Raw genomic sequence first — 24,887 nt, forward strand, 5'->3', positions numbered from 1 at the left:
CTGGTAGATTTGATCGGCACAAGTATAAAGGGCGGATGGGCGGCATGTGGCATAAGCCGGTCAACGTGGGCGGATTACACAAGGTTGCGAGTTGGAGCGTGCCGCGGGGCGTACGCGAGCGCCACCACCTCGAGGGGTTTTACGGGGCATTTAGGTACCGTGCGTGCGGCGCGGCGCAGCGGGGTGATACCATGGCTGTGCAATATAAGAAGAAGGGACCTGACCATGGCTTCGAGCTTGCGCATCGGACACGGATATGACGTGCACCGCCTGGTGCCGGGGCGCCGCTGCATCATCGGCGGTGTGGACATCCCGTACGAGAAGGGCCTGTTGGGCCACAGCGATGCCGATGTGCTCGCACATGCTCTAGCCGATGCCATTTTGGGCGCGTGTCGTGGGGGAGACATCGGGAAGCTGTTCCCCGATACCGACCCTGCGTATGAGGGCGCCGACTCACTTAAACTGCTTGCGGACACCATGGGGCATGCGCGCGGTTTGGGCTACGAGTTTGTGGATGCGGACTGCACAATCGCATGTCAGGAGCCCAAGATCACCCCGCATCGCGATGCCATGCGCGCAAATCTTGCGCACGCCATCGGCTGTCCTGTTGAGAACGTTGGCGTCAAAGCCACCACGACCGAAAAGCTCGGGTGGGAAGGCGCGGGCGAGGGCATCGGCGCCTGGGCCGTCTGCCTGCTCGAACGATGTAGCAAATAAGCGCTGATGTTTGTGCTCCAGGATGCTCAGAATGTTTCATCCGGCGCTCGGACAGTCCTGCTCGCACGAAGGATTCACCGAATCCTTCGGCTCGTGTGGAACTCGCGGTGGACGAAACATTTCGAGCGTCCGCCGAGTTACGACGAATGCGCGCGTGATTTTGAGCAAGCGGAGCTCTTCGCTCGACGAGACGGAAGTCCTCCTTCTTGTGATGCGTCTGGTCGAGTAGACTATTCAGCAAGAATGGACATCCCGTTGACTGGGATATTTCGTTCGCGCGCAGTTTCCGCACGCAAAGAAGCGTCCTGTGGACGCTTCGTCTTGCGCAGGACTGTTTGAGCACGAATGAAATATCCCAGTCAATCATGGAATACCTGCCGTGAGCTTTAAGGAGATACCTATGAAGATTTACAACAGCGCCACGCATAAAAAAGAGGAGTTCCACCCCATTGAAGAGGGCAAGGTCCGCATGTACGTGTGCGGTCCCACCGTGTACGACAACATTCACATCGGCAATGCCCGCACGTTCATCAGCTTCGATGTGATCCGCCGTTGGCTCATCGCAAGCGGCTACGAGGTCACGTTCGCCCAGAACCTCACCGACGTTGACGACAAGATCATCAATCGCGCCAACGAGCAGGGCCGCACCGCCGAGGAAGTGGCTGTGGAGTTCTCCGACAAGTTCATCGGCGTGATGCGTGCCGCTAACGTGCTCGATCCCGACGTGCGTCCGCGCGCGACCAAGGAGATCGGCGCGATGATCGGCATGATCAAGACGCTCATCAACGGCGAGCATGCCTATGCCGCCGATAACGGCGATGTGTACTTTGCCGTGCGCAGCGATCCGACCTACGGCGAGGTCTCGGGTCGCAACATCGATGACCTCATGGTGGGTGCGCGTATCGAGGAGAACGAGGATAAGCGCGACCCGCTCGACTTTGCTCTGTGGAAGGCCGCGAAGCCGGGTGAGCCCAGCTGGAAGAGTCCATGGGGCGAGGGCCGTCCGGGTTGGCACACCGAGTGCGCCGCGATGGTGCACCGCTATCTGGGTACGCCTATCGACATCCACGGTGGTGGTTCCGATCTCGCGTTCCCGCACCACGAGAACGAGTGCGCTCAGGCAACCTGCGCATGGCACGAGGGCTTTGCCAATACGTGGATGCACACGGGTATGCTGCTGGTGGACGGCGAAAAGATGAGCAAGTCACTCGGTAACTTCTTTACGCTGGCTGAGGTGCTCGAGAAGCACTCCGCCGCCGCCTTACGCCTGCTCATGCTGCAGACCCATTATCGTTCGCCGCTCGATTTCTCCTGGGAGCGTCTTGAGGGCGCGGAAAACTCGCTGGCACGTATCGCCGGCACCGTGCGCAACCTCATGTGGGCCGCTGCCCATACCGAGGGCACGCCGGATGCGGCTCTTGCCGAGGGCCTGAATGCCTCCGTTGCGCGTGCGGCTGCTGAGTACACCGCGTGCATGGACGATGACTTCAATACCGCTGGCGCTATTGCTGCGTACTTTAACCTGGTAACCGAGGCCAACGTGTATCTCGAGAAGGCCGCCGGAGCCGTGGACGCCGATGCCACGAAGGCATGTGCCGACGCTATTGCCACGGCGCTCGACCAGCTGGGTGTCGAGCTACCGGTCATTGAGGAGCCGCTTCCCGAGGAGCTCGTGGGCGTTGCGGCCGAGCTCGTGGGCTTTGCGGGTTCGGACGTGGATGAGGCCGCCGAGGCGATTCTCGCCGCGCGCGCCGAGGCGCGTGCCGCCAAGGATTGGGGTACGGCAGACGCCATCCGCGATCGCCTGCGCGATCTGGGCCTCGCTATTGAGGACACCGCCGCGGGCTCCCGCATCAAGCAGGCGTAAGGGATCGCACACAGGATTTTTCTGATTCTGTAAGAGTTTGATATTTACATGCGAACAGGCGACCTATCTGGGCCGCCTGTTTTCGTGTAGCGATATTTGGTTGTCACGTCGGCTCTCGGCGTTTCGCTTGAAAGCAGCGGAATGCCGCCCATTATTCATTCGAGAACACGTGGCGGTAGTAATCTTCCTGAACAAGGTAGCGTGCCATGCTGTAGCGATTGCGAGCCAGGTCGGACACGGCGGCGACGTACGCGGCTTCATCCCCAAGCTCGACGCCTTTCGCTGGGGCGAACACGCCCGTGCTTGCTTCAAACGTTCCTGCAGAGGTAATCCAGCTCGATCCAAAACCCGTATCGGTGAACACGACGATATTCATCGCAGTGCTCACCTTGCCCGGTTCAAATTCAGTTGCCAATACATCGCGGCCCGAGAGCAGACGTGAATCGTACGTAAAACCAAACAAGTTGAGCAACGTGGGCACGATGTCGACGGAGCTGCACGGCGTGTCGACCTCGACAGGCTCATCCATCGACCCGCTCCAGATAATGAGCGTGTTGCGATAGCGCTCCGTGGGCATGGCGCCGTAATCCACGCCCGTGAACTGGGCATAGTAGTCAACGTCGCTGTTTTCGGTCATGGCGTACGGGTAGTGGTCGGGAGATAGAACGATGACCGTGTCGTCGGCGATACCGGCGTCCTCCAGAGCGCCCATCAGGTACGTCAACGCGTTTTCAAGCTCGAGCTGGCAGGCGATGTACGCCATGATCGTTTCGGGTGCGTCGATGTCTTCGACGGCCGCCCGATTCTTGTCGGACATGTCGTTGACGCACCAGCCGTAATTGCAGTGTCCCGATACGCTCATGTAGTACGTGTGGAATGGCGTTCCATCCGCAACATATGCATTGATTTGCTCGCCGATGGTCGCCTGCATCATTTCAAGGTCGGACGCCGGCCATTGTCCTGCGTTCTGCAGCTCTAATCCATTGCCATCACCAATGTAGTCATAGCCCAAGTTTGGATGGGTGAGATGGCGGTCGTAATAGGTGTATGAGTTGTTGTGGAACGCCTTGACCGTGTAGCCCCGACTGGCGAACAGGGTGCCAAGTCCGTAGGGCATGGCGTTTGAGGCGCTCGCCTTGAACGCGGTGCCGCCGTTGACCCATGTCGGGATGATGCCGGTCATGTTGGCAAATTCTCCGCCCGTGGTCGATTGCGTCCAGTCGGGTTGGTAGAAGTTGTCGAATACAAATCCGGTGTGCGTGAGCCGGTAGAGCGTCGGCGTGAGCTCAGGGTCGATGACCTTGTACGAGAATCCCTCGGCGGTGATGAAAATGAGGTTCTTGCTCTCGAAGAGACCTGTGTACTCATTTTTGCTCGTAGGCGTTTGTGCGGAGAAATACTGATCCAGGGCGCGGATCGTGTCGTTGGGAGCGTTGGTCGAAAGGGCCTCGAAATCGATGTCCGTGACATTTGGATTGTACGTCTGAGGCTTTTCGGGCTCTTGTTTCTTGAGGTCGCCTGTGTCGTTCACCGAAAGCGAGGGCATACCAAAGAGGGCATATTGAACCTCGAGGCGCAGCGAGTTCATGAGTCCAAAACGCGGAATAGCGCTATTTGCCGTGTATTCGGTTGTGTAGTACTGAAAGTCGCCGCCCACGTGGCACGAGGCAATGCTCGCAACATGGGATACCAGGCAGATTGCCAGTGTTAAAGCGATGGTTCGGGCAGAGGAGTCGTTGCCGGGAATAACCTGCGTGCGAAAAACGACGACAAGCAGGGTCGGTGCAAATGCAAGGGGAAGTACCCACCAGTTTCCAAGAACGGTGCCAGTCGCTTCACCTGCGAAATTACTCGCGATTTGGTTGCCCATGCTGAGCATGTAGGAAATCTGGTAATAGATTCCGAAAAAGCGGAACGTGCATATTTCGGCGATCGCACACACTGCAAAAAGGGCAAGTACCGCAGCGGCGACGATGCGTATGGTCTTCTTGCGGGGGACAACAACGCCAAGCGCCCAGATGGTCGCGGCCGCCGCAAGGCTCGCAAGGGCGATGCGAATGAGCCCCATGCTGAAGAACTCAGCATTTCCGCTGGTTAGGCGCACGAGGACTTCGAGGAATAGGAACGCGGCCCAAAGTACCGCCAAAGAAGTGAGATACGGCAGGCACGACTTGAAGTTTACGCGCGGAGAAGCCCCGTCCGCCGCCGCGTTCGAATGCGGACTCGGCTGACAGGGCTTGGAAGTGGTACGCGGAGAGGTCATCTAACGGCTGCTTTCTCAAAATGGACTGTCCTCATTCTAATGGAGCACGCAGCGAGCCCGCACGCCATGGCGCGTTTTTACCCTATACTGCTCTACGAAAACGATTCTTTGAGGAGCTTAAATATGGCAGACAAACGCAAGAACGAGCGCACCCAGCGCGGGGATCGAAAGGCGCCCGCGTCTAAGCGTGGCGGTGACATGTCGAAAAAGAAGCAAGGCGGGCCACGTCAAAGTGTGAGGTCGCAGAAGGCGGGTGCGGGGGCCGACACATCGGCGCGTAAGGCCAAGGCGTCTCGCCCATATGCACAGGAGCAAGCTCCGCAGCGTCGTGATGTGCACGCGGCGGCGGGCAACTACATCGAGGGACGACGCGCTGCCGCCGAGGCGCTGCGTACGGGCTTTCCCATCAAGTGCGCGCTCATCGCCAACGGCGTGGAAAACGAGCCCGCTATTCGCGACCTGCTTGCAGGCCTGGGCACCTCCGGCGTTCCCGTAAAGCAGGTTTCCCGCTCCCGTTTGGATGAGATTTCCAGTCATGGGGCCCATCAGGGTATCGTGCTCGAGGTCGGGGCGTTTCCGTATGCGGATCTTGCCGACATCATTGCGCGTACTGGCACGGGAGCCGCGCTCGTGGTCGTGCTCGACCACGTGACGGATGCGGGCAACTTCGGAGCTATCGTGCGTTCCGCCGAGGTCGTGGGCGCGGCGGGTGTCGTCATCCCCAACAAGCGTTCCGCCGAGGTCACGGTTGCCACCTACAAGACCTCTGCCGGCGCCGTCATGCACCTTCCCATCGCGCAGGTGCCTAACATCGCTCGCGCGATCGATGACCTCAAAGATGCAGGTTTTTGGGTCGGCGGTGCCACGGAGCACGCCGAAGATATTTGCTGGGACGCCCCGTTCGAAGGTCGCGTGGCGCTTGTCATGGGTTCCGAGGGCGATGGCATTTCGCGCCTGGTGCTCGACAAGTGCGACTTCACGATCAAGCTGCCCCAGCTCGGACAGACCGAGAGTCTCAACGTCGCTCAAGCAGCGACCGCGCTGTGCTTTGAGTGGCTGCGTCGCAACCGCGATGCGCTCGTGGCGGGGGAGTAGGGAATGGCAAAGAAGAATCGTGCGAAGGCGAAGGCCCGGCGTTTTGGCGAAGGTTCGGCGAAAACGATTGTCGACGCAAGTACATACGGTGTGGGCAACGCGTTTTCCGGTTTGGCGCCGGCGGAGACGCCGCTGCCGCCCCGTGGATCCTTGTCGGGCAAAAAGGAGTTACTCGTGGTGGACGGCTACAACGTCATTCACGCCACACCCAAGTATGAGCAGCTCATCGAGGCCCGAGGTGACCATCCGTTCTCAAATGACGTCTACGAGCGTGCGCGTACAGCGCTCATCGGCGACGTTGCGGCGTTTGCCGGCCGTCAGTACGAGGCGGTAATCGTGTTCGATGCCGCGGGAAACGTGTCCCCCGATCGACCTAACCTGCCGCAAGGTGGCGTGCGCATCGAGTTTTCGCCTCGCGGCGTGACCGCCGACACGGTGATTCAAAACCTGTGCGTCGAGGCGCGTGAACAGGGACGTGCCTGCTCGGTGGTGACGAGTGACGCGATGATTCAGGCGACCGTGATGGGGAAGGGCGTGACGCGCGTTTCCGCACGCATGTTGGTGGAGGAAATCGCCGATATGCATCGCGATTTTGAACGCACACGTGATGAGAACGTTGACATCAAGCTCACGCTTGGCAGCCGCCTTAGCCCGGAATCGCTTGCCAAGCTGCAGTCTCTGCGTGGGAGGTAAGGAACTGCGGGGGATCGTGGGAGCTATGGGGGATTGCAGCCGTGACGCATCAGAAAGCCTCTCCCTTCAGCTAATTTGCCCAGAAGGAGCACCCATCGTTGGTGGGCGTGACGCATTAGAAAGTCTCTTCCTTCAGCACTTTGGGCTATTTTTGGGTATTTGGACTTCATTTTTGAGATTAAAATGCCGAAAAACAGCCCAAAGTTCCAAGAGGGGCGAGACGCAACCGGGTTCGATTCCTGGCACGAAGCAGAAAAAGGCCCAATGCCGCAATGGCATCGGGCCCCCGAACTCATATGGAGCCAGCGACAGGAATCGCCGGGCGGCCTGAGGGCCGCCCTCTCACCGCTTCGGCGCTGTCGCGCCTCGCGCGCTCCGCTGGGAAACGGCTTCGCGTTCCCTCAGCTCCGCGCCCGCAACCGGGTTCGATTCCTGGCACGAAGCAGAAAAAGGCCCAATGCCGCAATGGCATCGGGCCCCCGAACTTATATGGAGCCAGCGACAGGAATCGAACCCGCAACCCACTGATTACAAATCAGTTGCTCTACCGTTGAGCCACGCTGGCACTTTGGGCGCTTGGCGCGCAAAGCTTCTCTAGGATAGCGGACGGTTGAGTCTGGGGCAAGCAGAGAACCCGGTTGCACAAACAGGCCTGTGCGGCCAAAACAGGCATGCGCGGCCAATCCCGCTCCCGCTTCGGTTCAAAAACAGTTGCGCGTGACAAATCCCGCTTCGACTCATAGATGAGATGCGTGAGAACAAAGCAAAGGGAGCCATCTCGCGTTTGTCGAAAATGACTCAATAATCTCTTGAGGGACAAACGATTTCCGCGTTTTTAGAGTGCGTGCGACACAGTCACGCTCCAAGTACTCCATCTGCATAAAGTACTTACTGGAGCTTTACAAAATGAACAAGAAAAAGGGCATATTCAAAGAGCAAGAAACAGATAAATTGTGCGTTTTTCCTGCAAAGCGATACGCCCGGACGCGTGTATTTCAAAAGTTTGTTGACAGGGAATAGCGCAACGTTCTAATATTCATCTGCTTGCAAACGAGGCATGCCTGTGTGGGTTGCATCGGGAGTGAGTTTGACAGACCGGGGATGTGGCACAGCGGCAACTGCGGCGGACTGTAAATCCGCTCCCTCTGGGTTCATAGGTTCGAGTCCTATCATCCCCACCAGTCAGTCAGGCCTGTATAGCTCAGTCGGTAGAGCACTTCGTTGGTAACGAAGAGGTCACCAGTTCAAGTCTGGTTGCAGGCTCCATTTGGCGGCGTAGCTCAGTTGGTCAGAGCGCACGGTTCATACCCGTGTTGTCACTGGTTCGAATCCAGTCGCCGCTACCAGTAACTTATGGCGGCTTCCAAGGAAACGAGGAGGCCGCTTGGGTTAGATAGGGAATTTGCCCCAAAAGGGGGCGACCTTTCAGAAGGAGGGCTTCATGGCCAAGGAAAAGTTTGAGCGCACTAAGCCGCATGTTAACATCGGCACCATCGGTCACGTTGACCACGGTAAGACGACCCTGACCGCCGCTATCACCAAGGTTCTCTCTGAGACCGATGGCTGCAAGGCCGACTTCACCGCCTTCGAGAACATCGACAAGGCTCCCGAGGAGCGCGAGCGTGGTATTACGATCTCCGTTGCCCACGTTGAGTACGAGACCGCTACTCGCCACTATGCTCACGTTGACTGCCCCGGCCACGCCGACTACGTCAAGAACATGATCTCCGGTGCTGCCCAGATGGACGGCGCTATCCTGGTTATCGCCGCTACCGACGGCCCGATGGCCCAGACTCGTGAGCACATCCTGCTCGCCCGTCAGGTCGGCGTTCCCTACATCGTCGTGTTCCTGAACAAGTGCGACATGGTCGACGACGAGGAGCTCATTGACCTCGTCGAGATGGAGACCCGTGACCTCCTCTCCGAGTACGAGTTCCCGGGAGACGACCTGCCCATCGTTCGCGGCTCCGCTCTTGGTGCCCTGAACGGCGAGGAGAAGTGGATGGACGCTGTCCGCGAGCTCATGGCTGCCGTCGACGACTACATCCCGACCCCCGAGCGCGACAACGAGAAGCCGTTCCTGATGGCCGTTGAGGACGTCATGACCATTTCCGGTCGTGGTACCGTTGCTACCGGCCGTGTCGAGCGCGGTGAGCTCCGTCTCAACGAGCCCGTCGAGATCGTCGGCATCAAGGAGACCAAGAACACCGTTGCCACCGGCATCGAGATGTTCCGTAAGTCCATGGACTTCTGCGAGGCTGGCGACAACGTCGGCATCCTGCTCCGTGGTATCAAGCGCGAGGAGATCGAGCGCGGCCAGGTTCTGTGCAAGCCGGGTTCCGTTACCCCGCACACCAAGTTCACTGGCGAGATCTACGTCCTCACCAAGGACGAGGGTGGCCGTCACACCCCGTTCTTCGATGGCTATCGTCCGCAGTTCTACTTCCGTACCACTGACGTGACCGGTACCGTCAAGCTCCCCGAGGGCACCGAGATGGCTATGCCTGGTGACCACATCACCATCACCGGCGAGCTCATTCACCCGATCGCCATGGAGGAGGGCCTGCGCTTCGCTATCCGCGAGGGTGGCCACACCGTGGGTTCCGGTATCGTCTCCACCATCATCGAGTAACTTTTCGTTCTCGCTGATCTAGGCGTACTTGTAGGACCCGGCGCCTTATCTGGTGCCGGGTCCTTTTTCACCCTGCTCGATGCTAGTTCTATCGCAGTTTGGGTTCGCAACGGCATTTCCGCATCTGCGTTGCAAAAAAATGTGTATCTCGTTTGCAGAACAGACACGGTGATACCGTTTGCATTGACAGGTTTCACAGCTAGATGCTATTGTTAGCGACCGTGCCCGTTGGGGCGGTATAGGAAGGTTAAGACATGCGCACTATGGTTACCCTGGCTTGCACCGAGTGCAAGCGTCGTAATTACACGACCACCAAGAACAAGGCAAACATGCCCGACCGCATGGAGATCAAGAAGTATTGCCCCTGGTGCAAGAAGCACACGCTGCACAAGGAGACCCGCTAGTCTCTTATGCATACACGCCAGTAGTTCAATTGGTAGAGCAACGGTCTCCAAAACCGTCTGTTGAGGGTTCGAGTCCTTCCTGGCGTGCCAGTCTTTAATCCGTAAGCCTCTTTTGAGGCTTACGGTTTTCTAACGTATAAGCGCCTTTGCGCGGAGGTAAGTCACATGGCAAACAAGAAGAGCACCAAGACACCTGCTAAGGCCAAGAAGAACGAGAAGAAGGGCTTCTTCGGTTCGATCAAGGCTTATCTGGGTTCCGTGCGCTCCGAGATGAAGCGCGTTGTGTGGCCCACCAAGAAAGAACTCGTCAACTACACGATCGCGGTGTGCGTCTCGCTCATCGTGGTTGGCGTTGTTATTGCTGTGCTCGATGCCGTTATCGGTGCCGGCCTTGTTGCCTTTGCTGGCCTGAGGGGGTAAAGATGTCCAAGCGTTGGTACGTTGTTCACACTTACTCCGGATATGAGAACCGTGTTAAGTCCGATCTCGAGCACCGCATCGAGACCATGGGCATGCAGGATCGCATCTTCGACATCCAGATTCCCACTGAGCACGTCACTGAGCTTAAAGAGGGTGGCAAGCGCGACGAGAAGGACGTCAAGATCTTCCCGGGTTATGTGCTTGTTCGCATGGAGATGGATGACGACGCTTGGACTTGCGTTCGCAATACCCCGGGCGTAACCGGCTTCCTCGGCGGCAGCGGCAAGCCCGCTCCGCTCTCTCGCGACGAGTACAACAAGATGATGCGCAAAGCCGACAAGGGCGAGGGCGCTCCCAAGCGTGCCGTCGTCGATGTTGAGGTTGGCAGCTCCGTGCGTGTCATTTCCGGTCCGCTGGCCGATTTCGACGGCAAGGTGTCCGAGGTTATGGCCGAGGCCGGCAAGGTCAAGGTCAACCTGCTCATCTTCGGTCGTGAGACGCCCGTCGAGCTTGGTTTCGACCAGATTGCGGTTATCGCATAAGGTCGTTTGTTTGTTTGTCCGCGCTTACGCGCTTCGGGACCGACTGCTCATCGGTTCCCGTGCTTCTAGCGTGTTGGTGCTGACGATATAGTAGATTTCAACGTGTAACGTTTAAGGAAGGTGTGACATGGCAGAGAAGAAGATCGCCACCGTCATCAAGCTTCAGATCCCGGCCGGCAAGGCCAACCCGGCTCCTCCCGTGGGCCCCGCCCTGGGTGCTGCTCAGGTCAACATCATGCAGTTCTGCCAGGCGTTCAACGCTGCCACGCAGGACAAGATGGGTGACATCATCCCGGTCGTCATTACCGTGTTCGAGGATCGTTCCTTCGACTTCGTGTGCAAGACCCCTCCCGCGGCTCACCTCATCAAGAAGGAGCTCGGCCTCAAGGGTGGCTCTGCTGTTCCCCAGCGCGACAAGGTCGGCCAGCTCACCGATGAGCAGCTCACCAAGATCGCCGAGATCAAGATGCCCGACCTCAATGCCAACGACATTGACGCCGCCAAGAAGATCGTCGCCGGTACCGCTCGCTCCATGGGCGTGACCATCGCCGAGTAACTCGGCTCGCTGGGTTTCCAGCTTGTATTTTGTAACTCGCACGCCATAAGGGCGTGTGAACGATGTGGGAGGGCCGCGTGCCCGTATGTACCACAGGAGGTAATGACATGGCTAACAAGCATGGCAAGAAGTTCCGCGCTGCTGCGGAGAAGGTCGAGTCGGGTAAGCTCTACACTCCGCTCGCGGCTGTGAAGGTCGTCAAGGAGGTCGCTTGCGCCAACTTCGACGAGACCGTTGAGGCTCACTTCCGTCTGGGCGTCGACACCCGTAAGGCCGACCAGAACATCCGCGGCTCCATCTCCCTGCCCCACGGCACCGGTAAGACCGTCCGCGTTGCCGTCTTCGCTGAGGGCGCTCAGGCCGAGCAGGCCACCGCTGCTGGCGCTGACGTTGTCGGTTCCGACGAGCTCATTGCCCAGATCCAGAAGGGCGAGATCAACTTCGACGCCGCTATCGCTACGCCCATGATGATGGCCAAGGTTGGCCGCATCGGTAAGATCCTCGGCCCCCGTGGCCTCATGCCGAACCCCAAGCTCGGCACCGTGACCATGGACGTCGCCAAGATGGTCTCCGAGCTCAAGGCTGGCCGCGTTGAGTATCGTGCCGACCGTTACGGCATCTGCCACGTGCCGCTGGGCCGCGTTTCCTTCGACGACCAGAAGCTCGTCGAGAACTACGCTGCTCTCTACACCGAGATCCTGCGCGTCAAGCCGGCTTCCGCTAAGGGCCGCTACGTGAAGAGCATCTCCATCTCCTCCACCATGGGCCCGGGCGTCAAGGTTGACTCCGCGGTTACCCGCAACTTCATGGAGGAGTAGGCGGTTTCGCTGCATTCCTTTCCAAGGATTGATAAACCCGGTTCGTTTACGCGAGCCGGGTTTTTGTTTCGAGGGGAGTGGGTGTCCACAGCTGCGCGCTTCTGCCTGATAAAGCGGGGTATCTGTGTTCGGTGTGTGGCATAAAACCAGCACGATTTGGCATGCGAGAGTTCGCGTAAACTATGCGAGGCGGTATTCGAGGCTCAGATGGAGCGTGCCGCAGAACGCGCCGGAAGGCGTTGGGAAGCCCTGTGCAATGTGGGGCGACAAAAGGTGCGAGAACGCACCTCAGGAGGCGTCAGAATGGCGCAGAAGGAGGACGAGATGTCCGAGTACATGGAAAACGACAACGAAATGTTGGACGAGGTCGTGGAGGTCGAAGAGGACCTGGAGACCGCCGAGGTTGTTGAGACCGAGGAGCTTGAAGAGGACGTCGAGTCTGCTGACGTTGATGAGGATGCTGAGGGCGAGGAGGCTGATGTCGAGGAGGAGACCGAGAGCCTCGATGATCAGCTGTTCGACAAGGTTCAGCGCGCTGCTCGCCTGCTGCGTAACCGTAAGTTCGCCATGGGCCGTGAGGCTGAGGAGGATCTTGCTCGCCTGAACGAGCTCAAGCGCGCTCTCAAGCTTCTTGAGCTTAAGCCGCAGATGGAGCAGAAGGAGATGTCCGACCTGCTGGGCATGCGTCTGCGCGAGCTCGACTCGATCCTGCGTGAAGCCGAGGAGGCCGGCGTTGTGACGCGCGTCAAGCCTGAGGACGAGGACATGCGCATCGTGCTCGTTCAGGCCAACGAGAACGCCGAGGAGCTTGCCAGCAACATGGGTTCTAAGCGTAAGAAGCTCGTGGCCCAGCTTTCCGAGGTTGACGCTGAGGACATTGTCGCCCTCATGGATAAGATTATCGAGCCGTTGACCGCTATGGGTCTGGATAACGACGATCGCGGTGGCCGCGGCGGCGACCGTGGTCCTCGTAAGGACTTTGGCGGTCGCGGTGGCGATCGTGGTGGCCGCGGTGGTTTTGACCGCGGTGGCCGCGGCGGTGATCGTGGCGATCGCGGCCCGCGCAAGGACTTTGGTGACCGCGGTGGCCGTGGCGGTTTCGGTGATCGTGGTGGCCGTGGCGGCTTTGACCGCGGTGGCGATCGCGGCGGTCGTGGCGGGTTCGGTGATCGCGGCGGCCGTGGTGGCTATGGCGATCGTCGTGGCGGCTCCCGTTACTAATACGAACATTGGAGCATTTGAAGGTGCGGTAGGCCTTTCATATTTGAGCTGCGACACCTTGTGCTTCTCTGAGATGTGATGACTCACGCCCCTGGTTCATTTGAACTGGGGGCGTTTTTGTATGGATTGGTGTCGTTGCGTAGTTCATTTTGTGTTGGTCATAAGGATTACGGTCACCCGGAGAGTCATTGTAAATTGAACTCAATACTGTGCTAGACTACAAAAATGAACTTAAGGTTCAAAGCAATATCAGAGTTTGCAATTGAAATTGAACTTAGGAGATTGAGCAATGCAACAGGTCTTTTCCAATCGCCTTAAACAGGCAATGGAACAAAAGGGCTTCAAGCAAGCCGATCTCATTCAAGAAGCCGGTTCCCGAGGAAAGAAGCTTGGAAAAAGCCAGGTCAGCCAGTATGTGAGCGGAAAGACCGTCCCTCGTCCGGCAGTTGCTGAATTGCTTGCCGACATCCTTGGGGTCGAGCTTCCGTGGCTCATGGGTGATGCATGGGTCGTTGAACATGGAGCATCGGGAGATGGCACCGGCATTGAGCAGGCATGTGCTCAGGCGGGGGAGACGAGTTCAACCGCCACACACGCCGTCGAACGAGCCACGGCGCGGCCTGCCGCCGCTTCTCCTTTGTCCATCAGCAATACCCCCACCGAAAGGAACTCAAACATGACCACGCCCGTTCGCACATTTAAGAAGTCCTCTAAACTCGATAACGTTCTCTATGACGTTCGCGGCCCCGTACTCGACGAGGCGAATCGCCTCGAGGCCGAAGGCGCTCATATCCTCAAGCTCAATATTGGTAACCCGGCGCCGTTCGGCTTCCGCACCCCCTTCGAGGTCATTCAGGACATGCGCGATCAGCTGCCCGATTGTGAGGGATATTCCGACTCGCGCGGTCTGTTCTCGGCTCGCAAGGCAATCATGCAGTATTCGCAGATCAAGAACCTGCCCAATGTGAGCATGGACGGCATTTATACAGGCAATGGCGTGTCCGAGCTCATCAACCTCTGCATGCAGGCGCTTCTCGACAACGGCGATGAGATTCTGATTCCCAGCCCGGACTATCCGCTCTGGACGGCGTGCGCGACGCTTTCGGGCGGTACGCCGGTGCATTATCGTTGCGATGAGCAGGCGGAATGGAACCCTGATCTGGCGGATATCGAGGCCAAGATCACGCCTCGTACCAAGGCGATCGTCATCATCAACCCGAATAACCCCACGGGTGCGGTGTATGCGCGCGAGATTCTCGAGGGAATCGTTAAGATTGCCCGCAAGCATCAGCTGATGATTTTCTCTGACGAGATTTACGACCGCCTGTGCATGGACGATGCCGAGCACATCTCCATTGCGAGCCTCGCTCCTGACCTGTTCTGCGTGACGTTCTCTGGCTTGTCGAAGTCACATATGATTGCCGGCTATCGTATTGGCTGGATGGTCATTTCGGGCAACAAGAAGCTCGGCGAAGACTTCATGTACGGCGTGAACATGCTATCCAACATGCGCCTGTGCTCCAACGTGCCAGCGCAGTCCATCGTACAAACGGCGTTGGGTGGACATCAGTCGGTCAAGGATTATGTGGTGCCAGGCGGTCGCGTGTACGAGCAGCGCAACTACGTGTACGAGGCGCTTAACGCCATCGACGGCATCACGGCGGTTAAGCCCAAGGCGGCGTTCTACATCTTCCCCAAGATGGACATCAAGAAGTTCAATATTCACGATGATGAGCAATTTGCGCTCGATTTGCTGCACCAGAAGGGCATTCTCATCACGCGCGGCGGTGGCTTTAATTGGCCTGAGCCCGACCACTTCCGTATCGTGTATCTGCCGCGCATGGAGGTCCTGCGCGAGTCGATGGAAGATCTTGCCGAGTTCTTTGCGACGTATCGCCAGGCATAGCTTCTGGTGCCGATTGCGTTGGACTTGCGGCATGGAAGCGTGGCTGGCAAGCAAAATGCGTTTTGAGCGATAACGCGAGCGTCTGTGCAACTGGCTTGCACATTCAACTGAAAGGGCGGACTCGAATTTCTCGAGCCCGCCCTTTTTCACAGGTTAATGCAGGTGCGCGGCGCGTTTTCGCGCTACGCGGCGTTTCTGCGGCTTAGCCGAAGTAGCGCTTCAGAAGACCGGCGAACGCCTTGCCGTGACGAGCCTCGTCGCGAGCCATCTCGTGCACGGTGTCGTGAATGGCGTCGAGACCGGCAGCCTTGGCGCGCTTGGCCAGATCGAACTTGCCAGCGGTGGCGCCGTTCTCGGCGTCAACACGCATCTCGAGGTTCTTCTTGGTGGAGTCGGTCACGACCTCACCCAGGAGCTCGGCGAACTTGGCGGCATGCTCGGCCTCCTCGTAAGCGGCCTTCTCCCAGTAGAGACCGATCTCAGGGTAACCCTCGCGATGGGCAACGCGAGCCATGGCCAGGTACATACCGACCTCGGAGCACTCGCCCTCGAAGTTGGAGCGGAGGTCGGCGATGATATCCTCGGAGACGCCCTCGTCGTGGCCGATGCCCACAACGTGCTCGGCAGCCCAGGTCATCTCGCCGGCCTGCTTGGTGAAGCGCTCACCGGCAACGCCGCACTGGGGGCACTTGAAATCGGCGGGCAGCTCCTCGCCATCGAACTCCTCAACATAACCGCAAACGGGGCAAACGAACTTCATGTTGTTCTCCTTCGAACGTATGACACTTTACGCGTTCCTTGCTTTTGACTTGGAATCGCGCAGGATGATTATAGTATGTCAAAACCCCGACAAAAATGATTCCAATCTGATAACATTTGTAGCTCGATTCTCAAATAGTTCACAACCTCTTAGGCGTCAAGCACGTTGACCTGGCAGCTGCGCATGGTTGCAAGCGCAGCTTCGTGAGCAGCGGGGGTAACGCCAGCGCAAAGCATGGGGTTGACGATGAGCGGGATCTCGGGGAGATGTGCCTTGATGGTGAGGGCGTTGCTCACCACGCAGATGTCGGTGCACAGGCCGCAGAGCTCAATGGAGTCGATAGGGTTGGCGTCGTTTTGCGCAACGAGCCGCTGGGCGAGTTCAAGGGAACCAAACGTGGGCTTTTCAAAGACGGTGGCGTCGTGTTCAGCGCGAACATCTTCGAGCGCGGGAATGAGCTCCCAGCCCTGCGTGCCGCGGATGCAATGGGGAACGGGAAGGTTGCGACCTTCCTGCGTGGAGGCGTAGTCGTCGCCGTGCGTGTCTTTGGTGAACACGACGGTACCGTCAAACGAGCGTGCGTGCTCAACGACAGCGCCTGCGATTGCCTGGGCTTCTGCCGTGCCGAGGGCGCCGTCGACGAAATCGTTTTGCATATCGACGACGATGAGGAAGTTGTTTGCCATGGGTGAATCCTTTGCAGCGGTGGGGGACATGCAGGATTCATTGTAATTCGGCGGGGCGAGATCGGCCGTTCCATTGAGAAAGAAACAGACAAGGACATAAGCTGCTTTTGGATGGATGCGGCGTGTCACGACATGGTGCATCGCATCATGGGCGCGCGATGCGGTCTTCTTTTTTGTCCGAACGAATCAATAAACTCACGTGAAAAGAAGCACAACGCTTCGAGGTGAGATATGACCTGAAGGGAGTCATCATGTTCGAGCCGTCACGCACGTTGTTTACCTGCCATATCGCCGGATTCCAATACTACGACGGGGCGCTTGTCCTATCTGAGCTTAAGCCTGGGATGACGCTCGACTTGGTTCCAGTGCTGGACAATCCGCACGATCCTGAGGCGGTTGCCGTTAAATACAATGGAATCATGACGGGGTACATCCCCGCCCATCTTGTAGGACCGCTTTCCGCCATGTGCTACTTTGGGCATAGAGACGTGTTCGAGTGTCGCGTGCTTCAGGTGGCGCCAGAAAATGACCCTTGGGAACAGGTGCGTATCGGCGTCTTGGTGAGGGATTGCAGGACAGCCCAAACGTTCGGAACGGCCCATTGCAATCCGCAGGACATCATATAGTTTGCGCAAGATGTCCGCGCGAACGGATATAGTTGGGGAGAGCAAAAGGCTGCCGGGTGAATCGGCGACGAAGCGAGGGAGCGTGCATGAACGAGATTAAGTGCCCCAAGTGTGGAACGGTTATTTCGGTCGATGAAAGCGACTACGAAAGCATCGTGCGCCAGGTGCGTGACGAGCAGTTCACGCACGAGCTGCATGAGCGCATGGAGGCGATGGAGCACGAGCGTGCACAGGCGGTCGAGTTGGCGCGCACCGAGGCACAGGCCGAACTTGATCGGCAACTTGCCGCTCAACAGCAGGCCCATCAACAGAGCGAGGCCAAACGCGATGCGCAGATTGTCGAGCTGCAGGCAAAGCTCGACGCTGCCGCTACGGAACGCGAGGCTGCGATGCGTGTTGCGGAATCCGCGGCACGCGAGGAGCTTTCGAAGGACATTTCCGAGCGCGATGCCGCGATCGCCGAGCTCAAGGCGAAGCTTGAGGCCGCAGGGAAGAGTCGTGATCTTGAGGTGGCGCAGGCTGTTACTGAGGAGCGCACGGCATTTAACGAGGAGCGCACGCAGCTTACACACGAGCTCGATGCTGTCCAGTTTGCCCTTGCACGTGAGCGTGACGCGCGTTCAGCTGAACAGGAGGCGCGCGCGGTGGAGAAGCAGCAAATCGAGACTGCGCACGCGCTCGAGCTGGAACAGGCTCGCAAAAACTCGCAGGAACTCATCCGGTACAAAGACGAGGAAATCGAGCGCCTGCGTGACATGAAGGCGCGTCTGTCCACCAAGATGGTGGGCGAGACCCTCGAGCAGCACTGCGAAACCCAGTTCAACCAGATTCGCATGGCGGCGTTTCCCAACGCATATTTCGAAAAAGACAATGATGTCGTGGACGGCACCAAGGGCGATTTCGTTTTTTGCGAGCGTGACGAGAACGGCAACGAGATTCTCTCCATTATGTTCGAGATGAAGAACGAAAACGATACGACCGCCACCAAGCACAAGAACGAGGACTTCTTCAAGAAGCTTGACTCCGATCGCAAGAAGAAGCGCTGCGAATATGCCATTCTGGTCACGCTGCTCGAGCCGGAAAGCGAGCTGTACAACGCGGGTATTGTGGACGTGAGTTATCGCTACGAAAAGATGTACGTCATTCGCCCCCAGTTCTTCATTCCCATTATCACGCTGCTGCGCAATGCCGCTATGAATTCACTGGCATATAAGCAGGAGCTCGCCTTGGTGCGTCAGCAGAATGTCGACGTGACGAATTTCGAGGAGAAGCTGCTGGACTTCCGGTCGGGTTTTGCGCGCAATTACGATTTGGCAAGCCGCAAGTTCCAAACGGCGGTTGAGGAAATCGACAAAACCATCGAGCATCTGCAAAAGGTGAAGAGCAATTTGCTTTCGAGTGGAAACAACCTGCGTTTGGCCAATGATAAGGCGCAGGACCTTACCATTCGCAAACTTACGCGCGGAAATCCCACCATGAAGGCCGCGTTTGATGAGGCGCGTAAGCAGCAGGAGTCGAGCGAGGAGTAAATGCGGAACTGCGTGCGGAGTTGCGAGGAAGGCTGCGGCTTTGAATGATTGGGACAATTGAGTAGAGCGCCTCACGCAAAGAGCCCGGGGGCGATGCGAACTCGAGCGTGAGAGATGCGGGCAATGGCGTGTGATGCGGGGATCGCGACGAGTGCGCGAGAAGATGCGACATGAAAAACTGGCATATAGATGACATGTGCAAATAAGCGTCGCAGTATCATTACCGCGTAGCTATCGGATACAATCAGACCTGCATAAAACGTGTGTTTTCAAGGAGGCATCATGGATTCCAACAAGCGTCCGGACGACATGGTTCGCATTACGACTCCCGAGCTGGCTCAGGCGTTCATCGACGAGCAGGTTGCTGCCTGCCGCGAGCAGATCGGAGACAAGAAGGTGCTGCTGGCTCTTTCTGGCGGTGTGGACTCTTCGGTCGTTGCTGCACTGCTGATCAAGGCTGTTGGTAAGCAGCTCATCTGCGTGCACGTGAACCACGGCCTCATGCGCAAGGGCGAGTCCGAGCAGGTCATCGACGTGTTCCAGAACCAGCTCGATGCCAATCTGGTGTATGTCGATGTCACCGATCGCTTCCTTGATTTGCTCGCCGGCGTTGAGGAGCCTGAGCGCAAGCGTAAGATTATCGGCGCCGAGTTCATTCGCGTGTTCGAGGAGGAAGCCCGCAAAGTGGGCGACGAAGTCAGCTTCCTCGCTCAGGGCACTATCTATCCTGACATTCTCGAGTCTGACGGCGTGAAGGCCCACCACAACGTGGGCGGTCTGCCCGACGACCTGCAGTTCGAGCTCTGCGAGCCCGTCAAGCTGCTCTTCAAGGACGAGGTGCGTGTGATTGGCCGCGAGCTCGGTTTGCCCGAGAACATGGTTGAGCGTCAGCCGTTCCCCGGTCCTGGCCTGGGTGTCCGTTGCCTTGGCGCCATCACTCGCGATCGTCTTGAGGTGCTGCGCGAGGCTGACGCTATCCTGCGCGAGGAGTTTGCCAACGCCGGTCTTCAGGGCAAGGTGTGGCAGTACTTTGTGAGCGTGCCCGATTTCCGCGTTACCGGCGTGCGCGAGGGCAAACGCCTGTATGGCTGGCCGGCGTTCATTCGCGCGGTCAACACCGTCGACGCCATGACTGCTGAGGTGCCTGAGCTCGATTGGGCGCTGCTCAAGAAGATCGGCGGTCGCATTTCCGCCGAGGTTCCGGGCATCTGCCGTGTGCTGTATGACCTTACGCCGAAGCCCTGCGGAACGATTGAGTTCGAGTAAGAAATTTATAAGTTATGGGGGGAATAAACTGACGAAAAGAATAATTTACCCCGATAACTAAGGTATTTGCAATGCTGGCTTCAGTCGAGAGATTGGGGCCAGTATGCGTCTGCTCAAGCGTGAGGACTACCTCGAGAAGATTTGCGGTTTCTATCAACTTCATCATCACGCGCGATCGCACTGCGTTTGCGAGTCCATGGGTTAAAGCGTATTCTGCACGGGAGTTTTTGAAGCTATTCCCCGTGAATGAGTGATTATCCAGCTCGTATGACAGGGCAAAACAACGGGCGTCCGATCACAGTGGTCGGACGCCCGTTTTGTACGATGCAGATTTAATAAGATGAACCGGATCAATTTTATTTTGAGATCTTAACGCCCACCAGGGGAGGAAGCATGACGGGATCCTTCCCGATCCTTTGAGATACAGAAATCATCAACAGGCTGCAGAAAAACAGCATTGATGTCATCGGCTCCAAATAAATCGGATAACGCTCGGTTTGCCATGTTGGCAGCACGAAAGTTTCATCCACCAAAGACTTGAGGGGATGTGCTGACGTGTGCGTAATCATGATGGTACGTGGACGTTTTTTATGGGGGGTCTCTTGCAAGACGTTTAGCAACAGTCGTTGTGTGTCATTTTTTGTTGAAAAGATGATGAGCAAATCTTCAGCCGTGGCGGTGTGCATTTGGACCATTTCACCGCCCGCTGGAATGTTGTAGCAGGGAACATTATATTTGAGAAGCTCTAGTGAGAGCATCTGTGCGGGAGGCGAGCTCAAACCGCCGCCTGTGGTGTAAACCATACGAGCGCCTAAGATTCGGTCGCAGAGCTCGGTAATTCGCTTTTTTGGAATTGCCTTTTCGGTTGCCTTGATCATTGAGCACAGGTATATAGAAGGATCTCCGTCCGGATCTTGTGGAGTGCTGTTTTCCGCCTGTGCAATCGAAAGCAACAGCGAGGTTCTAAAATCTCCGAAGCTTTCAAAGCCTACTTTCTGACAAAAACGGCTTATCGCACTTTGAGACACCCCGACGTAGCTCGCGGCAAGTGTTGTGGTGCTTTGAATAAAATACTCGGGCTCTCTGAGTACCGCTTCGTAGATTCGCCGATCAGTTGGAGTAAAGCTCGAACTATATGAAGCGAGTTGTTCGATAACGTTCATAGGATGTCCTTGAGTGACTGAATGGTCTATTCAACTTAAATAATACTAACTTGTGACTGCTTGTAAATGAAGGATTCTCCAAAACCGCAAATAGATTATTAAAATAGTCTGTTAACTGCAAAAACTTAAATTCCGATACAAGTCAACTATCAACATGAGAGAATGAATACACCATTTACCGTCTTAAATAGACCGTTCAGCATATTCTATTCAAGCATTATTGAATCATTCATTCACACTCTTTATCATTGAGGCGTCATCGAAGGAAGGGATCCCTGTGTTTGACATTCTGCTAGTTTCCCATGGGCCTGTGGCACAAGCCATGCTCGATGCGGCTGCCATGGTTTATGGGCCGAGTTCTGAGAGAGTGGCCGCCCTGTGCTTTGAGCCGGGCCAGAGCCAACAAGAGCTGCTCGAGTCCATTACAGATGCCATTGATAACGCCAAGGACAATGGAGGGCTTTTGGTCATTTGCGACATATTGGGAGGAAGTCCCTTCCTGATGTCCGCCCAGGCGTATCAAAACATCGAGAACAGGGCTTCTTTGGAAGTGATTACCGGTATGAACTTGGCCATGATCATCGAGGCCATGGTTTGCAGGGAATCCGCTTCATTGCAGGAAGCCAAGGAAGCAATCGTTGCAAGCGGCATGCAATCAATTGTCGATTTTGCAGCTCAGATGAACTAAGGAGGTACCCATGAACATTGTGGCAAGTCGTGTAGACGAGCGTTTGGTTCACGGTCAGATTATGACTTCGTGGTCAAAGTATTTGCAGCTCAAGCGCATTATCGTTGTTGACGATCAGTTGGCTGTCGATAGCTTTATGACCACAATCCTGACTATGGCAGCGCCGGCAGGCCTTGAAATCGAGATTCTTTCGGTTGCAGATGCCGCCGCCAAGGTTCAGCAGGACACTTCGCCTGTTGCCACGATGCTGCTTTTTAAGCGCATCGGACAGGCGAGAGCACTCATAGAGGCACTGAAAGACACCGCGACTCCTCTCATGGAGCTCAACATTGGCAATGTGGGGTCTGTTCCCGGGCGCACGCAAATCACGAAAAACGTGTTCCTGTCCCCTGAGGAAACGGCCGATATTACCGCCCTTGAAAACCTTGGTATCAACGTCTTTTTACAGATGCTTTACACCGATTCGGTGGTTTCAGCTCAGGACATTTTGTAAAACGGTAAAGGAGAGATGATTTCGATGCTATTGCTACAGGCACTTCTCGTTGCGTTCTGCACGTGGTTTGCCGCTACGGCATGCCCCATGTGGCTTCGCTGGTCTGCATACTTTGGCGCACCGCTCGTTGCAGGCATGGTAAACGGCTTGCTTTTTGGCAACCTTGCTTATGGACTTGAAGTTGGTTCCACGGTCATGATGGCCTACATCGGCATGGTGGCCATCGGCGGTTCTCTTCCCAGCGACTACGCGCTTGCGGGTTATCTGGGCGTTGCCATGACCATGCTCGCCGGTGCAGATCCTTCTGTGGGTCTGACCGTTGCAGTGCCTCTGGGACTTCTGGGTCTTTTGAGCTTCAACGTCAAGATGTCTTTGAACTCCGTGTGGGTTCAGAAGGCCGACAAGTATGCCGAAGAGGGCAACACCAAGGGTGTCGTTGCCATGAATCTCTTTGCCTCCCAGATTTTCCCGTTCATCACCTACTTCATTCCTTCGTTCCTGTGCGTCTACTTTGGCGCTCCCATGCTCGAGGGAATCATGAACGCCATTCCCGCACAGGTCACCTCGATCCTGTCTTTGGCGGGTCACCTCATTCCTGCACTGGGTCTTGCCATGCTCATGAGCGCGCTCTTTAACCCTGCGTTGCTCCCGTTCTTCGCTATCGGCTTCGTTCTGTCCGCTTATCTTGGCCTCGGTACCATGCCCATCGCCATTCTCGGCGCCGTTGCGGGCATTCTGCACTTGCTTTACACCCAGAACGGGTTGGACGGCATCATCAGCAGCCTTTCTTTCGAGAAGGACGAAGAGGCTGCAGATACTGAGAAGACGAAGCGCCTCAGCAAGAAGACCCTGCGTCGTTCTTGGTTCATTTGGCAGTCTTGGGGTCAGATTTGCTACAACTACGAGCGCATGATGGGTCTGGGTTTCTGCCATTGTATGGTCCCCGTACTGCAGGAGCTCTACCCCAACGATAAGGAAGCTCAGGCCGCTGGTCTCAAGCGTCATCTGTCTTACTTCAACACCGAGAACAACTGGGGCTCCATCATTCCCGGCATCATCGCCGCCATGGAAGAAGAGCGTGCTAACGGCGCAAACATCGACGACGATATGGTGAACAGCCTTAAGACCGCTCTCATGGGTCCCCTCGCCGGCATTGGCGACTCGGTTACCCAGAGTCTCGTGAAGGTGGTCCTGCTTTCGATCGCCATCGGCCTTGCTTCTCAGGGCTCTGTGCTTGGTCCCGTGCTTCTGATCGTTCTCTTTAGTGCGTATGCCCTGGGTGTCGGCTATTTCTGCTACAACGCAGGTTACAAGTTCGGCAAAAATGCTGTTACGAAGCTGCTGGCCGGTGGACTGGTGAAGCAGCTGACCGAGGGCCTGTCTGTTATGGGTCTGATGGTTCTTGGTTGCCTCGTTGCTACTGTTATTCCGCTGACCTGCCCCCTGTCTTTCGAGCTTGCTACGGGTGTTTTGGAAGTCCAGGCCGTGTTCGACACCATTCTGCCGAAGCTTCTGCCCTTGGTCGCCTTCCTCATCACCTATCGCTTCATCAAGAAAGGTGCCAAGCCGACGACGGTTTTGGTTGGCATGTTCGTGGTGGCTGCCATCTTCGCCCTCACCGGCATCCTTGCCTAATGATTCGCAATTCAACTTCCCTCGCACTTTGAAAGGAAAGATCCGTGGACAATCTAATGAATAAGCATTTTGAAACTTTTGGTGTTGCAAAGCCTGTTATTGGATGTCTTCATATGCAGGCCTTGCCCGGCAGCCCTTATGCAGACGATGCCATGACCTTCAAGGAGCAAATCGATCGCCTTAAGCGCGATGCCGAGGCCCTTCAGGCTGCTGGTTTTGACGCGCTCGTCTTTGCCAATGAGGGCGACCGTCCGTATCTGACTCCGGTGGGCCCCGAGACCGTTGCCAGCTATGTCCGCATTGCTACTGAGGTTGCGCAGGAGATTTCCGTTCCCTTTGGCTGCGGTGTGCTCATTGACCCCATCGCCACGCTGGCTGTGGCAAAGGCGATTGGCGCCAAGTTCGTGCGCACCTATGTAAGCGGTTCTTTTGAGGGGCTTTTTGGTTCCCAGAAGTTCAATCCGGGTGAGATTTTTAGGTATCAGCGCCATATTGGTGCAGATGATGTGCGCGTGTATACCTACTTTGAGGCTCACGCCGGCACCTGCCTTGATTCCCGATCCAGTGAGGAAATGCTCGATGCCGGTGTGGCCAACCTGCCCATTGCCGGCGCACTGTTCGGTGGCGCCCATGCAGGTCTTCCGCCCGAGGCTTCGCACATCGCGAGCTTGAAGGAGGAGTTCCCCGAGGTGCCCATCATCATCGGTAGCGGCGCGTCTGTGAATAACATCAAGGAGCTGCTCACCTACGGTGATGGTGTCATCATCGGTACGAGCATCAAGTACGATGGCATCCTTTGGAACAACATTGACCCCGAGAAAGCCCAGGCATTCATCAAGACTGCCAAGAATCTGGATTAGGTTTAGCGGGCTTTTGGCTTCGCCTGTTTTCGCAGTATAGCTTCTGC

At 56.8% G+C, this 24,887-nt stretch carries 23 protein-coding genes and 5 tRNA genes; 23 read left to right on the top strand and 5 right to left on the bottom strand.

Annotation, left to right across the window (positions count from 1 at the left end; genetic code table 11):
* The first annotated feature begins 225 nt into the window (after nt 1–225).
* Both ispF and cysS read left to right on the top strand, forming a co-directional pair.
* The gene (gene ispF, locus C1711_RS07150) at nt 226–717 is read left to right on the top strand and encodes a 2-C-methyl-D-erythritol 2,4-cyclodiphosphate synthase (RefSeq protein ID WP_102338412.1); all 492 of its coding nucleotides are present in this window, start codon (nt 226–228) and stop codon (nt 715–717) included.
* Nucleotides 718–1,117: 400 nt separating this feature from the next.
* Nucleotides 1,118–2,584 (top strand): cysteine--tRNA ligase, encoded by a 1,467-nt coding sequence (cysS, locus tag C1711_RS07155; protein ID WP_102338413.1) that lies wholly within the window; start codon nt 1,118–1,120, stop codon nt 2,582–2,584.
* Nucleotides 2,585–2,735: 151 nt separating this feature from the next.
* On the opposite strand, the gene C1711_RS07160 is transcribed toward cysS, so the two are convergent.
* Nucleotides 2,736–4,847 carry an LTA synthase family protein gene (locus tag C1711_RS07160; protein ID WP_102338414.1) on the bottom strand — a complete coding sequence of 704 codons (2,112 nt, stop codon included), beginning with the start codon at nt 4,845–4,847 and terminating at the stop codon, nt 2,736–2,738.
* Between the two features lie 123 nt (nt 4,848–4,970).
* On the opposite strand from C1711_RS07160, the gene rlmB reads away from it, so the two are divergent.
* Together rlmB and C1711_RS07170 are read left to right on the top strand one after the other, a co-directional pair.
* Complete coding sequence (rlmB, locus tag C1711_RS07165) at nt 4,971–5,942, top strand: 23S rRNA (guanosine(2251)-2'-O)-methyltransferase RlmB (RefSeq protein ID WP_234346329.1); 972 nt, start codon at nt 4,971–4,973, stop codon at nt 5,940–5,942.
* Nucleotides 5,943–5,945: 3 nt separating this feature from the next.
* Nucleotides 5,946–6,635: an NYN domain-containing protein gene (locus tag C1711_RS07170; RefSeq protein WP_102338415.1), complete on the top strand. Its 690-nt coding sequence runs from the start codon at nt 5,946–5,948 to the stop codon at nt 6,633–6,635.
* A 490-nt stretch (nt 6,636–7,125) separates the two neighbouring features.
* On the opposite strand, the gene C1711_RS07175 is transcribed toward C1711_RS07170, so the two are convergent.
* A tRNA-Thr gene (locus C1711_RS07175) sits at nt 7,126–7,200 on the bottom strand.
* Nucleotides 7,201–7,732: 532 nt separating this feature from the next.
* On the opposite strand from C1711_RS07175, the gene C1711_RS07180 reads away from it, so the two are divergent.
* The 12 genes from C1711_RS07180 to C1711_RS07235 all read left to right on the top strand — a co-directional run bounded on the left by C1711_RS07180 (nt 7,733) and on the right by C1711_RS07235 (nt 15,134).
* Nucleotides 7,733–7,816, top strand: a tRNA-Tyr gene (locus C1711_RS07180).
* 9 nt (nt 7,817–7,825) lie between these two features.
* Nucleotides 7,826–7,901: transfer RNA gene (locus C1711_RS07185), tRNA-Thr, on the top strand.
* Between the two features lie 3 nt (nt 7,902–7,904).
* Nucleotides 7,905–7,981: transfer RNA gene (locus C1711_RS07190), tRNA-Met, on the top strand.
* Between the two features lie 95 nt (nt 7,982–8,076).
* Nucleotides 8,077–9,267, top strand: a complete 1,191-nt coding sequence (gene tuf, locus C1711_RS07195; protein ID WP_102338416.1) for an elongation factor Tu — start codon at nt 8,077–8,079, stop codon at nt 9,265–9,267.
* Nucleotides 9,268–9,521: 254 nt separating this feature from the next.
* On the top strand, nt 9,522–9,671 hold the full coding sequence (rpmG, locus tag C1711_RS07200; protein ID WP_006720939.1) for a 50S ribosomal protein L33: 150 nt from the start codon (nt 9,522–9,524) through the stop codon (nt 9,669–9,671).
* A 14-nt stretch (nt 9,672–9,685) separates the two neighbouring features.
* Nucleotides 9,686–9,761 (top strand) — tRNA-Trp (locus C1711_RS07205).
* Nucleotides 9,762–9,836: 75 nt separating this feature from the next.
* Nucleotides 9,837–10,091 (top strand): preprotein translocase subunit SecE, encoded by a 255-nt coding sequence (gene secE, locus C1711_RS07210; RefSeq protein WP_102338417.1) that lies wholly within the window; start codon nt 9,837–9,839, stop codon nt 10,089–10,091.
* A 2-nt stretch (nt 10,092–10,093) separates the two neighbouring features.
* Complete coding sequence (gene nusG / locus C1711_RS07215) at nt 10,094–10,633, top strand: transcription termination/antitermination protein NusG (RefSeq protein ID WP_102338418.1); 540 nt, start codon at nt 10,094–10,096, stop codon at nt 10,631–10,633.
* A gap of 127 nt (nt 10,634–10,760) precedes the next feature.
* Nucleotides 10,761–11,189 (top strand): 50S ribosomal protein L11, encoded by a 429-nt coding sequence (rplK, locus tag C1711_RS07220; protein ID WP_006723104.1) that lies wholly within the window; start codon nt 10,761–10,763, stop codon nt 11,187–11,189.
* Nucleotides 11,190–11,296: 107 nt separating this feature from the next.
* On the top strand, nt 11,297–12,007 hold the full coding sequence (rplA, locus tag C1711_RS07225) for a 50S ribosomal protein L1 (RefSeq protein ID WP_102338419.1): 711 nt from the start codon (nt 11,297–11,299) through the stop codon (nt 12,005–12,007).
* A 303-nt stretch (nt 12,008–12,310) separates the two neighbouring features.
* Complete coding sequence (locus tag C1711_RS07230) at nt 12,311–13,228, top strand: hypothetical protein (protein WP_234346330.1); 918 nt, start codon at nt 12,311–12,313, stop codon at nt 13,226–13,228.
* Nucleotides 13,229–13,517: 289 nt separating this feature from the next.
* Nucleotides 13,518–15,134, top strand: a complete 1,617-nt coding sequence (locus tag C1711_RS07235; RefSeq protein ID WP_102338420.1) for an aminotransferase class I/II-fold pyridoxal phosphate-dependent enzyme — start codon at nt 13,518–13,520, stop codon at nt 15,132–15,134.
* A gap of 202 nt (nt 15,135–15,336) precedes the next feature.
* Here the strand turns inward: C1711_RS07235 and C1711_RS07240 are convergent, their stop codons facing one another.
* Both C1711_RS07240 and C1711_RS07245 read right to left on the bottom strand, forming a co-directional pair.
* Nucleotides 15,337–15,894: a ferritin family protein gene (locus C1711_RS07240; RefSeq protein WP_102338421.1), complete on the bottom strand. Its 558-nt coding sequence runs from the start codon at nt 15,892–15,894 to the stop codon at nt 15,337–15,339.
* A 149-nt stretch (nt 15,895–16,043) separates the two neighbouring features.
* On the bottom strand, nt 16,044–16,580 hold the full coding sequence (locus C1711_RS07245) for a cysteine hydrolase family protein (protein ID WP_102338637.1): 537 nt from the start codon (nt 16,578–16,580) through the stop codon (nt 16,044–16,046).
* 251 nt (nt 16,581–16,831) lie between these two features.
* On the opposite strand from C1711_RS07245, the gene C1711_RS07250 reads away from it, so the two are divergent.
* The 3 genes from C1711_RS07250 to guaA all read left to right on the top strand — a co-directional run bounded on the left by C1711_RS07250 (nt 16,832) and on the right by guaA (nt 20,001).
* Nucleotides 16,832–17,206 (top strand): HIRAN domain-containing protein, encoded by a 375-nt coding sequence (locus C1711_RS07250; protein WP_102338422.1) that lies wholly within the window; start codon nt 16,832–16,834, stop codon nt 17,204–17,206.
* Between the two features lie 86 nt (nt 17,207–17,292).
* Nucleotides 17,293–18,735 (top strand): DUF2130 domain-containing protein, encoded by a 1,443-nt coding sequence (locus C1711_RS07255; protein ID WP_102338423.1) that lies wholly within the window; start codon nt 17,293–17,295, stop codon nt 18,733–18,735.
* A 282-nt stretch (nt 18,736–19,017) separates the two neighbouring features.
* Nucleotides 19,018–20,001: a glutamine-hydrolyzing GMP synthase gene (guaA, locus tag C1711_RS07260; protein WP_102338424.1), complete on the top strand. Its 984-nt coding sequence runs from the start codon at nt 19,018–19,020 to the stop codon at nt 19,999–20,001.
* A 356-nt stretch (nt 20,002–20,357) separates the two neighbouring features.
* Here the strand turns inward: guaA and C1711_RS07270 are convergent, their stop codons facing one another.
* Nucleotides 20,358–21,164 carry a MurR/RpiR family transcriptional regulator gene (locus C1711_RS07270; RefSeq protein WP_102338426.1) on the bottom strand — a complete coding sequence of 269 codons (807 nt, stop codon included), beginning with the start codon at nt 21,162–21,164 and terminating at the stop codon, nt 20,358–20,360.
* Between the two features lie 277 nt (nt 21,165–21,441).
* Here C1711_RS07270 and C1711_RS07275 point away from each other — a divergent pair, with 277 nt between their 5' ends.
* From C1711_RS07275 to C1711_RS07290, 4 genes are read left to right on the top strand one after another with little or no spacing between them, the layout of a single operon-like run.
* Nucleotides 21,442–21,852, top strand: coding sequence for a PTS sugar transporter subunit IIA (locus tag C1711_RS07275; protein ID WP_102338427.1), 411 nt, complete (start codon nt 21,442–21,444; stop codon nt 21,850–21,852).
* 10 nt (nt 21,853–21,862) lie between these two features.
* Nucleotides 21,863–22,345: a PTS sugar transporter subunit IIB gene (locus tag C1711_RS07280; RefSeq protein ID WP_102338428.1), complete on the top strand. Its 483-nt coding sequence runs from the start codon at nt 21,863–21,865 to the stop codon at nt 22,343–22,345.
* A gap of 24 nt (nt 22,346–22,369) precedes the next feature.
* Nucleotides 22,370–23,980: a PTS system mannose/fructose/sorbose family transporter subunit IID gene (locus tag C1711_RS07285; RefSeq protein ID WP_159060083.1), complete on the top strand. Its 1,611-nt coding sequence runs from the start codon at nt 22,370–22,372 to the stop codon at nt 23,978–23,980.
* A 44-nt stretch (nt 23,981–24,024) separates the two neighbouring features.
* Nucleotides 24,025–24,840 (top strand): BtpA/SgcQ family protein, encoded by an 816-nt coding sequence (locus C1711_RS07290; protein WP_159060084.1) that lies wholly within the window; start codon nt 24,025–24,027, stop codon nt 24,838–24,840.
* The last annotated feature ends 47 nt before the right edge of the window (nt 24,841–24,887 follow it).

Origin of the sequence: Collinsella provencensis, from assembly GCF_900199705.1 — a bacterium.
GTDB classification, from domain to species: domain Bacteria; phylum Actinomycetota; class Coriobacteriia; order Coriobacteriales; family Coriobacteriaceae; genus Collinsella; species Collinsella provencensis.

Coding starts and splice junctions, on each gene's coding strand:
- tuf (WP_102338416.1), top strand. CDS start 8,077: ATGGCCAAGGAAAAGTTTGAGCGCACTAAGCCGCATGTTAACATCGGC.
- secE (WP_102338417.1), top strand. CDS start 9,837: ATGGCAAACAAGAAGAGCACCAAGACACCTGCTAAGGCCAAGAAGAAC.
- C1711_RS07270 (WP_102338426.1), bottom strand. CDS start 21,164: ATGAACGTTATCGAACAACTCGCTTCATATAGTTCGAGCTTTACTCCA.
- rpmG (WP_006720939.1), top strand. CDS start 9,522: ATGCGCACTATGGTTACCCTGGCTTGCACCGAGTGCAAGCGTCGTAAT.
- C1711_RS07255 (WP_102338423.1), top strand. CDS start 17,293: ATGAACGAGATTAAGTGCCCCAAGTGTGGAACGGTTATTTCGGTCGAT.
- cysS (WP_102338413.1), top strand. CDS start 1,118: ATGAAGATTTACAACAGCGCCACGCATAAAAAAGAGGAGTTCCACCCC.
- guaA (WP_102338424.1), top strand. CDS start 19,018: ATGGATTCCAACAAGCGTCCGGACGACATGGTTCGCATTACGACTCCC.
- C1711_RS07170 (WP_102338415.1), top strand. CDS start 5,946: ATGGCAAAGAAGAATCGTGCGAAGGCGAAGGCCCGGCGTTTTGGCGAA.
- C1711_RS07235 (WP_102338420.1), top strand. CDS start 13,518: ATGCAACAGGTCTTTTCCAATCGCCTTAAACAGGCAATGGAACAAAAG.
- C1711_RS07160 (WP_102338414.1), bottom strand. CDS start 4,847: ATGACCTCTCCGCGTACCACTTCCAAGCCCTGTCAGCCGAGTCCGCAT.
- ispF (WP_102338412.1), top strand. CDS start 226: ATGGCTTCGAGCTTGCGCATCGGACACGGATATGACGTGCACCGCCTG.
- C1711_RS07245 (WP_102338637.1), bottom strand. CDS start 16,580: ATGGCAAACAACTTCCTCATCGTCGTCGATATGCAAAACGATTTCGTC.
- C1711_RS07250 (WP_102338422.1), top strand. CDS start 16,832: ATGTTCGAGCCGTCACGCACGTTGTTTACCTGCCATATCGCCGGATTC.
- rplK (WP_006723104.1), top strand. CDS start 10,761: ATGGCAGAGAAGAAGATCGCCACCGTCATCAAGCTTCAGATCCCGGCC.
- C1711_RS07280 (WP_102338428.1), top strand. CDS start 21,863: ATGAACATTGTGGCAAGTCGTGTAGACGAGCGTTTGGTTCACGGTCAG.
- C1711_RS07230 (WP_234346330.1), top strand. CDS start 12,311: ATGGCGCAGAAGGAGGACGAGATGTCCGAGTACATGGAAAACGACAAC.
- C1711_RS07240 (WP_102338421.1), bottom strand. CDS start 15,894: ATGAAGTTCGTTTGCCCCGTTTGCGGTTATGTTGAGGAGTTCGATGGC.
- rlmB (WP_234346329.1), top strand. CDS start 4,971: ATGGCAGACAAACGCAAGAACGAGCGCACCCAGCGCGGGGATCGAAAG.
- nusG (WP_102338418.1), top strand. CDS start 10,094: ATGTCCAAGCGTTGGTACGTTGTTCACACTTACTCCGGATATGAGAAC.
- rplA (WP_102338419.1), top strand. CDS start 11,297: ATGGCTAACAAGCATGGCAAGAAGTTCCGCGCTGCTGCGGAGAAGGTC.
- C1711_RS07285 (WP_159060083.1), top strand. CDS start 22,370: ATGCTATTGCTACAGGCACTTCTCGTTGCGTTCTGCACGTGGTTTGCC.